At 74.2% G+C, this 12,094-nt stretch carries 10 protein-coding genes; all 10 read right to left on the bottom strand.

Annotated elements, in window-relative coordinates:
• Entirely contained in the window at window positions 1–264 is a 264-nt protein-coding gene (locus tag ACZ45E_RS20715; protein ID WP_468222522.1) for an acyl carrier protein, read from the bottom strand.
• 100 nt (window positions 265–364) lie between these two features.
• Window positions 365–1,621 carry a beta-ketoacyl synthase N-terminal-like domain-containing protein gene (locus tag ACZ45E_RS20710; protein WP_468222521.1) on the bottom strand — a complete coding sequence of 419 codons (1,257 nt, stop codon included), beginning with the start codon at window positions 1,619–1,621 and terminating at the stop codon, window positions 365–367.
• The gene (locus ACZ45E_RS20705; protein ID WP_468222519.1) at window positions 1,618–2,883 is read right to left on the bottom strand and encodes a beta-ketoacyl-[acyl-carrier-protein] synthase family protein; all 1,266 of its coding nucleotides are present in this window, start codon (window positions 2,881–2,883) and stop codon (window positions 1,618–1,620) included. The genes ACZ45E_RS20710 and ACZ45E_RS20705 overlap by 4 nt, the downstream gene beginning before the upstream one ends.
• A gap of 62 nt (window positions 2,884–2,945) precedes the next feature.
• Window positions 2,946–3,704, bottom strand: a complete 759-nt coding sequence (locus ACZ45E_RS20700) for a thioesterase II family protein (protein ID WP_468222517.1) — start codon at window positions 3,702–3,704, stop codon at window positions 2,946–2,948.
• A gap of 80 nt (window positions 3,705–3,784) precedes the next feature.
• Window positions 3,785–4,606, bottom strand: a complete 822-nt coding sequence (locus ACZ45E_RS20695; RefSeq protein ID WP_468222516.1) for an AfsR/SARP family transcriptional regulator — start codon at window positions 4,604–4,606, stop codon at window positions 3,785–3,787.
• A gap of 396 nt (window positions 4,607–5,002) precedes the next feature.
• Entirely contained in the window at window positions 5,003–5,839 is an 837-nt protein-coding gene (locus ACZ45E_RS20690) for a 4'-phosphopantetheinyl transferase family protein (RefSeq protein ID WP_468222515.1), read from the bottom strand.
• 13 nt (window positions 5,840–5,852) lie between these two features.
• A complete protein-coding gene (locus tag ACZ45E_RS20685) occupies window positions 5,853–6,596 on the bottom strand; it encodes an acyl carrier protein (protein WP_468222514.1) in 744 nt (247 codons plus the stop codon).
• Between the two features lie 78 nt (window positions 6,597–6,674).
• Window positions 6,675–7,316: a ScbR family autoregulator-binding transcription factor gene (locus tag ACZ45E_RS20680; RefSeq protein ID WP_468222512.1), complete on the bottom strand. Its 642-nt coding sequence runs from the start codon at window positions 7,314–7,316 to the stop codon at window positions 6,675–6,677.
• A 48-nt stretch (window positions 7,317–7,364) separates the two neighbouring features.
• Window positions 7,365–8,195, bottom strand: coding sequence for an AfsR/SARP family transcriptional regulator (locus ACZ45E_RS20675; RefSeq protein WP_468222511.1), 831 nt, complete (start codon window positions 8,193–8,195; stop codon window positions 7,365–7,367).
• Between the two features lie 432 nt (window positions 8,196–8,627).
• Entirely contained in the window at window positions 8,628–11,894 is a 3,267-nt protein-coding gene (locus ACZ45E_RS20670; protein WP_468222510.1) for a condensation domain-containing protein, read from the bottom strand.
• Between the last annotated feature and the right edge of the window lie 200 nt (window positions 11,895–12,094).

Genomic DNA, 12,094 nt, shown 5'->3' with positions numbered 1-12,094 from the left:
TCAAGCCGCGGCGCGCGCGGCCAGCGCGTCGTTGACGAGGTCGAGGTACTGGCGCGGCGTCTGCGCCTCGGCCAGCGCGTCCTCGTCGAGCATCAGGTCGTGGTCGCGCTCGACGACGCCGGTGACCTGCAACAGCGCCAGGGAGTCGTAGCCCAGGTCCATGAAGGAGACGTCCAGGGTGCTCTCGTCCAGGACGGTCCCCTCGTCCCCGCCCGCGGCATCGCGCAGCAGGACGGCGAGTTCGGTCAGCTCCAGCCGGTCCATGATGTTCCTCATTCCTCGGTTGCCTGAGATTCGGGTGACTCGGGGGGGGCTCGGGTGGCTCGGCGGCGCAGTGGTCTCCGGGCCGGTCGCGCGCGGGCCGTCAGCGCCCGGCGCGCACGACCGTCGCCGCGTTGAAACCGCCGCGTCCCCTGGCCAGGACCAGGGCGTGGCGCAGCCGGGCCGGGCGCGGTGCGCCGGTCACCAGGTCCACGGGGCAGTCGTCGGCGACGCGTACGGCGCCGGCCGTCGGCGGGATCACCTGGTCCCGCAGCGCGCACAGTGCGGCCGCGAGGTCGAGTGCGGAGCCGCCCGAACCGAGGCGTCCGGTCAGCGACTTGGGCGCGGTGACGGCGACGCCGTACGGGCCGAACAGCTCGGCGAGCGCCGCGGCCTCGGCCCGGTCGGCGTCCCGCTCGCCCGCCGCGTCGGCGAAGACCACGTCCACGTCGGCGGGGTCGATCCGGGCGTCGGCGAGGGCGAGCCGGGCCGCGGCGAGCAGCCGCGGGGCGCCGGTGCCGGGCGCCGGGTCGAAGGTGGCGGCGCAGCCCTCGACGGTGCCGAGCACGGTGGCGCCGCGGGCATGGGCCGCGTCCGTGTCCTCCAGGACGAGCAGGGCGCCTCCCTCGCCGGCCACGTGCCCCGACGCGTCGGCGTCGAACGGCAGGTAGGCGCGGCGGGCGTCGCCGCGGGTGGTCATGGAGCCCGCCGCCAGCAGCGCGGTCCAGCCCCACGGGCACAGGGCGGCGTCGAAGCCGCCGGTGAGCACGGCGCGTACGCCGCTGCGGAGCCGCCGGCGGGCCTGCGCCACGGCGTCCAGGCCGCCCGCCTGTTCGCTGACGACGACGCCGCTCGGCCCGCGCAGGCCGTGCTGGATGGAGAGCTGCCCGGAGTTGGCGGCGTAGAACCAGGCGAAGGACTGGTAGGCGCCGACGTGGCGGCGGCCCTTGCTCCACAGCGCCTGCAGTTCGCGCTGGCCGAACTCGAAGCCGCCCATGGCGTTGGCGGTGACGACGCCCATGGCGTAGTCGGGCAGGCTCCGCGGGTCCAGGTCCGCGTCGCGCAGCGCCTCGGCCGCGGCGGCGAGCGAGAGCCGCGTGACCCGGTCGGTCTGCGGCAGCAGCTTCGCGGAGACGTGGTCCTCGTCGACGAAGCCCGTGACCTCGCCGGCGAGCGTCGCCGGGTATCCGGTGGCGTCGAAGCGGGTGACGGGGGCGATGGCGGACTCGCCGCGCAGCGTCGCGTCCCACCAGGCGCGGACGCCGATGCCGCCGGGGGCGACGACGCCGAGCCCGGTGACGGCCGCGGTCACGCCGCGCCACTCGATCAGGCCGGTGTGCTCGGGGGCCACGGCGGTCATGCGGCCACCCCCAGGTGGCGGGTGCTGAGCACCATCGCGCTCTGGAACCCGCCGAACCCGCTGCCGACGCTGAGCACGGTGTCGGTGCGCTGTTCGCGTGCGGTCAGCGGGGTGTAGTCCAGGTCGCAGGCCGGGTCGGGTTCGTGCAGGTTGGCGGTGGGCGGCACGGTGTCGTGGGCGATGGCCAGTGCGCTGGCGGCGATCTCCAGCGCGCCGATCGCGCCGAGCGAGTGGCCGATCATCGACTTGATGGAGCTGATCGGCACCCGGTGCGCGTGCTGCCCGAGGCTCCTCTTGAAGGCGGCCGTCTCGTGCATGTCGTTCTGCTTGGTGCCCGAACCGTGGGCGTTGACGTAGTCGACGGCGGTGGCGTCGAGGCGGGCCTCGTCGAGGGCGAGCCGGATGGCCTCGGCCATCTCGCCGCCGTCCAGGCGCAGTCCGGTCATGTGGTACGCGTTGGAGCGGGTGGCGAATCCGGCGATCTCCGCGTAGATGCGGGCGCCGCGCCGTACCGCGCGGTCGTGTTCCTCCAGGACGAGCACCGCGCTGCCCTCGCCGAGCACGAACCCGTTGCGGGTGCGGTCGAAGGGGCGGGAGGCGGTGCCGGGCTCGTCGTTGTGGACCGACGTCGCGCGGATCGCGTCGAACGAGGCCAGGGTGATGGGGGTGATGGGCGCCTCCGCCGCGCCCGCGACCATGATGTCGGCGCTGCCCTCGCGGATCAGCTCGACGGCGTGGCCGAGCGCGTCGAGCCCGGAGGTGCAGCCGGTGGAGACGACCGCCACCGGGCCCAACGCGCCCGCGTCGCGCGCCACTTCGGCCGCGATCGAGCTCGGCGCGAGGTAGTCGCCGAGCCGGGCCTCGGCCCGGGTGTGGTCCAGGAGCCAGTGGCTGCCCGCCTCGCTGACGTGCGCGTACACCTCGTCGAGGCCGCTGCTGCAACCGACCGCCGTCCCCAGGGTCACTCCGGTTCGCTCGCCGTCGGCGGCGAGTGCGACCCCGCTGTCGGCGACGGCCTCGCGGGCCGCGACGAGGGCGAACTGGGCGACGCGGTCGAGGCGGTGTGCCTCGGCGGGGGCGAACCCGTGGTCCGCGGCGTCGAAGTCGGCCTCCGCGGCGATCCGCGAGCGGAACGTGGTGGCGTCGAACAGGGTGATGGGACGGGTCGCGGTGCGCCCCTCGGTCAGCAGTGACCAGAACTTCCCGGTGCCCACGCCGCCGGGTGCGACCACCCCGATCCCGGTGATGACGACTCGTCTCATCGGTTGCCCCCTCATGTCAGTCGGCTCCTGTGCTGTTGCTCGGCCGGGCCCTGCCGGGCGGTTCACCGGCCGGCCGCGACGGGCGCGAGGCGCCGCACGACCCGGCCGGCGCGCCCGATCAGCCGCGGCAGTTCGTGGCCCCGTACGAAGAAGTGGTCGCCCGGCACCGTGCGCAGGGCGAAGGGGCCGGTGGTCCAGCGCCGCCAGCCGGCCAGCGCCTCGGCCGGGGCGAGGGGGTCGTCGCGGCCCGCGACGGCCACCACCGGCACATCGAGGGGCCCGGCGGGTGACGGCCGGCGGGCGGCCGTGCGCAGGGCGTCGGCGAGCTGGAGGTCGGCGCGGAGCACGGGCATCACGACGCGGTGCCAGAGGCCGCCGGGCGCCGTGCCCCCCGGGAGGCTGACGAACCCGCCGAGCAGGCGCAACAGCTCCTCGTCCTTGGCGCGGCAGTCGTCCGCGGGGCCCAGGGCCGCGTCGGGCGGCGGGCAGGCGCCGAGGACGAGCAGTGCGGGGGCGGGCAGTCCCGCTTCGCGCAGGGCCCGGGTGACCGTGTAGGCGACCAGGGCGCCGAGGCTGTGCCCGTAGATCAGGTACGGGTCGGGCCCGTTTTCGTCGGCGCCGGTGAAGTGGCGCAGCATGTCGTCGAGCAACTCCTGATGCCCGGTGACGCGCGGCTCGCGGCGCCGGCTGTCGCGGCCGGGCAGCAGATGCGGCACGGTCCGCGCGCCGCTGCCGAGGTCGCCGCTCCAGCCGGCGAAGGAGGAGACGCCCGCGCCGGCGTGTGCGAAGCAGTGGACCCGTACGGGCTGTTCGTCGGACATGCGGCGTACTCCTCGGGGTCGTACGGAACTCGCCGTTGGGGGCGCGAGGCTGCCGGGTGCGCCGCGCCGGGCGCTCGGGCTCAGGCCGCGTACAAATTGAAGGTGGAGCCGCGGCGCGGTCCGCAGATGACGTCCAGGGCCGGATCGACGGCGAGCATCGCCTGGTGCAGGCGCTGGAGCTGGGGCGAGGGCTCCACCCCGAGGTCCTCGACGAGCCGCAGGCGCAGCCTGCGGTAGACGTCGAGGGCGGTGGCCTGGCGTCCCGAGCGGTACAGGGCCACCATCGCCTGCGAGTGCAGCCCTTCGTGCTGCGGATGCCGGGCGATCAGGTCGGCGAGCTCCGCGATGACCTCGGAGTGGCGGCCGAGCCGCAGGTCGGCGTCGATACGGCGCTCGACGATGACGAGGCGGCTCTCCTCCAGGCGCATCACCTCGATCTCCAGGATCGGCCCCGTGCTCACATCCACGAGGGCGGTGCCCTCCCACATGCCGAGCGCCTCGCGGAACTCCGCGGCGGCCTGCTCGTCGTCGCCCGCCTCGAACGACGCCTGTCCCGCGGTGACCAACTGCTCGTAGCGGTGCACGTCGACACATTCGGGGGACACCTGGAGCAGGTATCCGCCGTGCCGGGTGGCGAGAACGTCCTTGGCGCTGCCGGGGGTGCCGGGCCCCATCGCGGTGCCGAGGCGCCGGCGCAGTTGCAATATGTACGTCTGCAGTGTGGTCATCGCACTCTGGGGCATGTTGCTGCCCCAGATCTCTTCCATGAGCGTGGACACGGGGACGACCCGGCCCGGATAGAACGACAACAGCGCGAGAATCTGCCTCGGTTTGCCGGCGGTCGGCACGATGGACACCCCGTTGACGTCGGCGCTCAACGGGCCCAGAACCTGAATTTGCACGGCTTCCTCCCATACCCGGTCGAGTCCGCGGTGGTTCGAAACCACCGGCGCGTCGCACCGTAGCGGTGTTCTCAGGGCCGCTTCCCGTATCTCCACCGCAGTTCAAGCCCGGCTCCAAGAGGGCCGACCGGGCACATGGACATGGCCGAACGCCCCAGGGGCGTTCGGCCTCACAGCGGTGTCCGGTGGGTGTCTAGGGCGTGTTTCGAAAGTCCCTCCCCCAGCCTCCGGCCGGGAGGTGCCCCCAGCCCCGCGGCGTCTGGCACGCACGCTCGCCGCGTTGCCGGAACGCCCGCATAGCTCCGCTATGAGGGCGCCCCGGCGCCTTGCGATCGCACGCACCAGACGCCGCGGGGCCCGCCCTTCGGGCGGACGACGGGACTTTCGAAACACGCCCTAGGGGCGCTGCCCCGGGGGGCCCACCGGCTGCGGCAGGAGCACCTGCCGCGGTGCTTTCCGGCTCCAGGGGAAGCCGTGGTACAGGTCGAGGACGGGGTCCTCGTCGGGGCTCGTCATGACGGTGACGGCGACCAGCACGTCGGGTTCGGGTTCCAGTTCGGCGAAGCGCCACTGTCCCGGGGGTTCGTCGTCGGGCGGCTGGAAGGCGAGCACACCGCGGTCGTCGGCGAGCGTGAACACGAAGGAGTCGAAGGGGAGTCCGAGGCCGAGTCCGCGCGCCTTGGCGTACGCCTCCTTCAGCGTCCACAGCCGCAGGGTCCTGCGGTCGCGCGCCCGGCCGGGGGCGGCCTCGGCCACCCAGGCGCGTTCCTCGGGGGCGAAGCTCTCCACGATGGCGTCGAGGGCCCGGTCGCGGTCGAGGCGCTCCACGTCGACACCGACGCGGTGGCGGCGCACCACGCCGAGCAGGTTGTACCCGCCCGCGTGCGACAGGTTGAAGTCCAGCTCCCGCCCGCCGCGCGGCAGTCCCTCCACGGGCTTGCGCAGGAAGGGCCGGCCCCGCGACGAGCGCCAGAGCACGGCCTCGGCCTCGGGGATGCCGCTCTCCAGGGCCAGCACCCGGCGGACGAGCGCGTGCGCCACCAGGTACTGCCGCCGGTCGCGGTCGAACAGGAAGCGCCCGGCGGTCTCCTGTTCCTGCTCGTCCAGCCAGTTCGTCGCGAGGACGGCGGCGATGGCGGGGGCGAGCGCCTCGTTGGGGCAGAACCACAGCTTGACGGGTGCCGCCGTGCGCGGCACCCGTCCGGGCCGGTCCACCGGTACGGAAGACGTCATGCGTTACGCCGCCTCAGTCCTGCCGGGGCAGCAGGGACATGGCCTGGTCCACGGTGACCCGCCCGTCGCGCACCGCGTCGAACAGCTCCTCCAGCGGCATCGGCCCGGTGCCCAGGGCGCGCGCCACGGCGGCCGGGTCGGGGCCGACGGGCAACTGCGCGGCGATGTGCGCGGCCAGCGACGTGAGGTCCGGGTGGTCGTAGAGCACGGCGGCGCGCTCGCGCAGCCCGTAGACGAGGTTGATGACGGAGACGAACTCAGCGGCCAGCGCGGTGTCCACGCCCATGGCGACGAAGGGTTCGGCGGTGTCGACGTCCCAGGGGTCGCAGCACAGGATGCGGGCGATCTCCTCGCGCAGCACGTCAAGGACGGGCGGCGCGGGCATGGAGACGGGGGACTCGGGGGCGGGCATCGCGGGCGCCGCCGCGGGCATCGGCGCCGTGGCCGCGGGGGACGGCGCGGGCAGCGCGCAGGCCGGGGACGTCTCGCGCGCCACGTACCGGGCGAACTCCAGCGGAGTGGCGTGGTCGATGAGCATGGCCGGCTTGATCGCGGTGCCGTAGTGCAGGTTGACGGTGGCCACGTACTCGACGGAGAGCAGCGAGTCGACCCCGCAGGTGCGGAACGTCTGCTCGGGGTCGATCTTCTCCGGCTTGATACGCAGGACGTCGGCGAGTATGCGCACGACCTGGGCGAGCACGTCGGCCTCGTGGGCGGCGGGCGCCGCCGTGAGAGCCATCTGTCGTTCACGGGGCATGGTGGGGCTCCAATGGTCCTGGGTCCTGGGTCCTGGGTCTGCGGAGGGCCGGGCCCTCGTCGTCCGCGGCCGTGCGGGTCATGCGACGCCCACCGTGTCGGCGAGGCGGTGGGGTGCGTGGGTGCGGTACCGGCCCGCTTCGTCCGGTGGTACGAGCATGGCGAGGAGGAGCTGCCACGACGCGGCGAGCCGCCGGGTGAGCTCGTCGGCCGGCAGGGCCTTGGCGACGGCGGCGAGCCAGCACACCATCGCCCACAGCAGGGTCGCGGCGCCCTCGCCGCGGCCGGCGGGCCGCAGGTCTCCCGCCTCGGCGGCCGAGCGGAGCAGGCGCAGCACCTCGCGTTGCCACACCCGGTAGAAGTCGGTGACCGGGGGCTCCCGGTCGACGCACTCGTGGGTGATCCGCACTCCGGCGCCGATCAGCGGATCGTCGCGCAGCGCGCGGGACAACCAGTGCGTCATGTCGATGAGTACCTGTACGGGCGCGGAGCCGGAGTCCTCCAGTTGCCGCAGGAAGCCGACGAGCCGCGCGCTGCCTTCCTCCTGTACCGCGTCGGCGAGTACGTCCTTGGAGGCGAAGTGGAAGTACAGCGCCCCCTTCGTCACGCCGGTGACCGAGACGATCCGGCCGAGGGTGGCGCTGGCGTACCCGTGCTCGTCGAACATGCGCGCGCCCGCCTGGATCAGGTTGTGTCGCGTCCGTTCCGACCTGGCCTGCATCGCGGCTCTTCTCTCCCGATTCTCGACGTCAGGAACCCGGTGCGGTCCTCAGCCCACCCGGCTGAGGCGCTCGCGGTCGGCGCCGAGCGTCTCCGTGGTGTGCTCCGGGTTGGCCATCAGGATCGACCGCTGCAGTCGGCGCAGACCGGAGGAGGGCTCGAGGCCCAGCTCGCGTACGAGAGTTGTCCGCAGCCGCTGGTACACGTCGAGCGCCTCGCTGCGGCGCCCCGAGCGGTGCAGGGCGAGCATGAACTGGGCGTGCAGGTTCTCGTGCGTGCGGTAGCGGCTGACCAGGACGGTGAGTTCGCCGAGGATCTCGCGGTGCCGGCCGAGCCGCAGGTCGGCCTCGATGCGCTGGTCGAGCGCGCACAGCCGGGTCTCCTCCAGGCGCCTGGTCTGCATCTCCAGCTGCGGGCCCGCCTGTACGTCGGCGAGTGCGGAGCCGGTCCACAGTTCGAGGGCGTTGCCCAGCTCGCGGGCGGCGCGTGGGAAGTCGCCGCCGTCCATGGCCCGGTAGCCGAGTCCGGCGAGCCGGTCGAACTCGTGGACGTCGCTGGTGCCGCCGGAGGTGTGCAGCACATAGCCGCCCGGAGCGGTGGCGAGCACCTCCTTGGGCGTACGTGCCGGGGCGCCCTCCGGGTCCTTCTCCAGCGCCGTCGCGATCATTTCCCGCAGTTGCAGCACGTAGGTCTGCAGAGTGGTCCGCGCGCTGCGCGGCGGGCAGTCGCCCCAGAGTTCCTCGATGAGCGAGGCGACGGGCACGACCTGATCGGCGTGGAGTGCCAGCAGAGCCAGCACCTGTCGCGGCTTCGGCGCCCGCGGCGTCACCGAGACCCCGTTCTCCCTCACGGCCAACGTCCCCAGTACTTCGATGTCCACGCCGTTTCCCCTCTTCGTGCATGAGTCATCAGTCGCCCGAGGCCGTGTCCAGCTCCCTGTCTCGGTGGGTTCAGTTAAAAACAGGACGGACGGTTTGTCAATACCAAACCGACCGCGCTGTTTTAATCAATCCTCAGGCGTCCTCAAGGACCCCTCAGGTGAGGGAATCGCTCATGTATGTCCCTAAAAGCCATCTATGTACCGGAGTTGAAGAAGGGGGCGCGTCGAACTCCGCACCACAAAAGCGCAGGTAAAGAGACCTTGTGGTTTGTTTGTAGGGGGTGCGGGCTGCCCGTGGACCGCAAGGGCCCTGTTCCGGGGGGTGACCCACGCTCTAGTTCGTCACGAGTACGGGACGCTCGAATGACGGAGGTGCGCACAGTCGGCTTCCGGCGCCACTCGGGCCGTCCTCGCGTACGCGCCGCGCGCCGCTCAGGCGACGCCCGGCTCCCGGGCCGCGTCCCCCACCAGACGTGCCAGGTCACCCGCGGTCCCGTCGCCGCCGGTGTCGTCCGACAGCACCACGGTCCGGGTGCGGTACCCCTCCGCCGCGAGTCGGCGGGACGTCTCGTAGGCGCCCGCCCCGCCGCCCGAGAAGGCGACGAGCAGCAGCGACTTCCCCGTCTCCGCCAGGACACGCAACGCCCCGGGCCACGCCCGGGGGCCCTCCGGCGAGAGGCGCAGCAGGATCACCGTCTCCGGCCCCGCGTACTGCCGGGCCAGCCGGGCGTACCAGGCCCGGGGCACACCCGGCGAGGGCACCAGTACGACGACCCCGCTCTCCCCCTCCCCCTGCCGCAGTGTCACCAGGGAGGGCCGGGCGGCCGCCGTCGCCGACAGTTCGTCGAGGAGCTCGGCGATGGGCGTCGACTCGTCGGCCTCGTAGGGCAGTTCACGCAGCAGATCGGCGCAGTCGGTCAGCAGCCCGGTGCCGTCCGCCAGCCTGGCCCGGTCGTGGATCACGGACAGCACCAGTCCGCCGGCCCCGTCGCGGCGCGAGACGAGCGTGACGGGGAAGGCGTTCGCGGCGCCCGTGGTCTCGGGGAACTCCATCCGGATGCCGTGCGCGGCGAACGAGGGTTCGAGCCGGCGCAGCGGGTCCAGAGCGCTCTCGAAGACGAGCAGGCTCTCGGTGGCCCGCCCCTGCCCGTCCGGCGCCGTACCGGTCCAGCCGTCGATCTGACCGGCCGACACCCACTCGTACGACGACAGGTCGATGGCCTGGTCGCGCAGGACGGCCAGCAGATCGGGCACGGTGGCGGCGGGGTCGACCTCGACCGAGACGGGCAGCGAGTTGCGCAGGGCGCCGGGCAGCAGCTCCACGCCCTCCAGCGGGATGCCGCGCCCGGAGACCGCCACGCTGAACCGCACCGGCATCGAGCCGTCCGCCCCGGCGGCCCGGTACAGCAGCAGCGCCCAGGCGGCCTGCAACGCGCCGTTCTCCGTGGCTCCCCAGCGGGCGGCCCACGCGTCGAGGCGGGCGGCCTCGGCGGAGGTGAGCCGCACCCGCGCCCGCCCGGAGCCGGTCTCCCAGGCGACGGGCGAGGAGGTGACACGTGCCGACACCGATGCCGCGGGCCTGAGTTCGGAGCGCAGCCAGAAGTCCCGGGCCGCGGCGAGGTCCTGGGCCTCGATCCAGCGCGCGTAGTCGCGTACGTCGGGGCGCCGGTCGCCACCGGGCAGCGGGCCGTCCGCCAGATAGGCGCGGCAGAACTCCGCCACGAGCAGCCGCACGCTCCAGGTGTCGAGCAGCGCCAGGTGGTACGTGAGCAGCACCCGCGTGGCCTGCACGGCCGCGCCGTCCTCCCGGGGGCCGTCGAGCAGCGTGATCCGCAGCGGGCCCGGGGTACGCGGGTCGAGCCCGCGCTGCCGGTCCTCCAGGAACGCGTCGGGCCGGGCGCCCGCGTGCGTCCTGCGCACCACCTCCGGCACGATCCGGTCGTGAATGGTGATCATGGGGTCCGGGCCGTGGTCGAAGGCCGACCGCAGGGCCGCCTCCCGGTCGAAGACCGACTGCCACGCCGCTCTGAACCGGCCGATGTCCAGCGGCCCGTGCCAGACCCAGCTGAGCTGCTCGATCTGCCGTCCGGTCCTGGGGTGCGCGTCGGCGTCGGCCAGCAGCTCGCGCTGGACCGGGGTGGCGGCGACGGTGCTCGTCGTGGCGGGCGCGGCGCCGTTGCCGCCCGCCAGTTCGTCCAGGACCTCCCGGAGCACGGCGAGGAGCCGGGCCGCGGACTCCTCGTCGACGCCGTCGCGGGCGGCCGGCAGCCAGTCGAGCCCGAGGCACAGCCGGCCGCCGCGTATCCGGGCGTCGATGTCCAGGGCGTACGAGACGGAACCGCGCCGCGGCTGCCGGGCCCCGCGGACATGTGCGTCCGGGGTGAACCGGACCAGCACCGGCACGGGTTCGCGCAGCGCGAGCCGGAGCATCGGGTCGGCGGCGTACTCGCGGCAGGCGCCGAACGCGCCGCGTCCCAGGTCGCCGAGGTCCGCGGCGACCCGTGCGAGGAACTGGCGCGCGTCCTGGCCGCGTCCGCCGTCGAGCAGCACGGGTTCGGTCTCGACGAGCGGCCCGACCGTCCGGGCGAGCGCGGGGCCGCCCTGGCGTCCGTCGACGCGTACGTCGAAGGAGGCGCGTTCGGTGCCGCGCCACCGCATCAGGGCCAGCCCCATGGCGCCGGTGAGCAGTTGGGCAGCCGTGAGGCCGAGGCGGCGGGGCACGGCGCCGGTGAGCCGCCCGGTGGCCGCGCGGCCCAGGGCGAACCCGGGGTGGCGGTGCGGGTCGCCGCCGGGCAGTGGGGCACGCGGGCGGAACGCGCGAGCGGCCGCGCGGCCCTCGGCGACGGCGTGCCAGCGATCGGTCTCCCGGGGGTCCGTGGCCACCACGGGCAGCGCGGCGCTCCAGTCCGAGTACCGCACGTCCTCGGCCGCGGGTTCCTGCCCGGGGCGGGTCAGCGCGGCCCGGAGGTCGGCCATCAGGATGTCCAACGAGGGCTGGTCGACGACGAGTTCGTGGGCCACCACCACGAGCCTGCGCCGTTTGCGCAGCAGCAGCACGCGCAGCGTGTCGCCGATCGTGGGGTCCAGGCGGCGGGCCGCGGCGGCGACGGCCTCGTCCTCGCGGGCCCGCGGCACGCCGACGAGGTCCGTGCACGCGAGCGCGTGCAGCAGCGGCACGGCGTGGATGCCGCCCGCCTCCCTCACGTCGATCCGGGCACCGAGCAGCGGATGCGCCCGGGCCAGGGCCCGCAGGGCGCCGTCCACGACGGCGGGGTCGAACGGCTCGGCGGTGTTCAGCATGGCGCGCAGATGGCGGACGGGAGCGTCCTCGGCGCTCCGGACCAGGTCGAGCTGGGCCGGTGCGAGCGGAACGGCCGGCCCGCCGCGGGAGGTGAGCAGGTCGGCCACGAGACCGGCCGGGAAGAGGTCGCGGCCCTCGTGCCGGGCGGCCGCGCCGGGCCGCGGCTCGACATGCAGCAAGTGGTGGTCGGGCCCGAGCCGTTGCAGCGTGTGGCGCCAGGTGCCGCCGCCGGGTGTGCGCGCGGCGGCATGGTCGAGCGCGGCGGCGACCCGGCCCGCGGCCAGTGGGCCCCGGACCTCCAGGACGGGCGGGACGTGGTGGGGCGGCTGCCCGGGGTCGACGACCACGGTCATCGACCCATCGGTGCAGCGCTCGGCGGTGGCACGGCCTTGGTTCATCGGCTTCCGGGGCGGGGCCCCTGCCCCCTCTCACGCAACGAGACGCTTTCGCCCTGCTCGCCACGGTAGCCGCGCTCACGGAGGGCGCCGGATTCCTCCAGCGTCCCTGCACTGCTCCCCCATCGGCGCTCAGCCGGACGGGGCCGCGGGGACCGATGTGCCGCCGCGCACCACAGTGACACGGCGTCCTCGAAGCGCGC

Source organism: Streptomyces sp. NPDC030991 (genome assembly GCF_055571235.1).
This window is presented reverse-complemented; position numbering and strand designations above follow the sequence as displayed.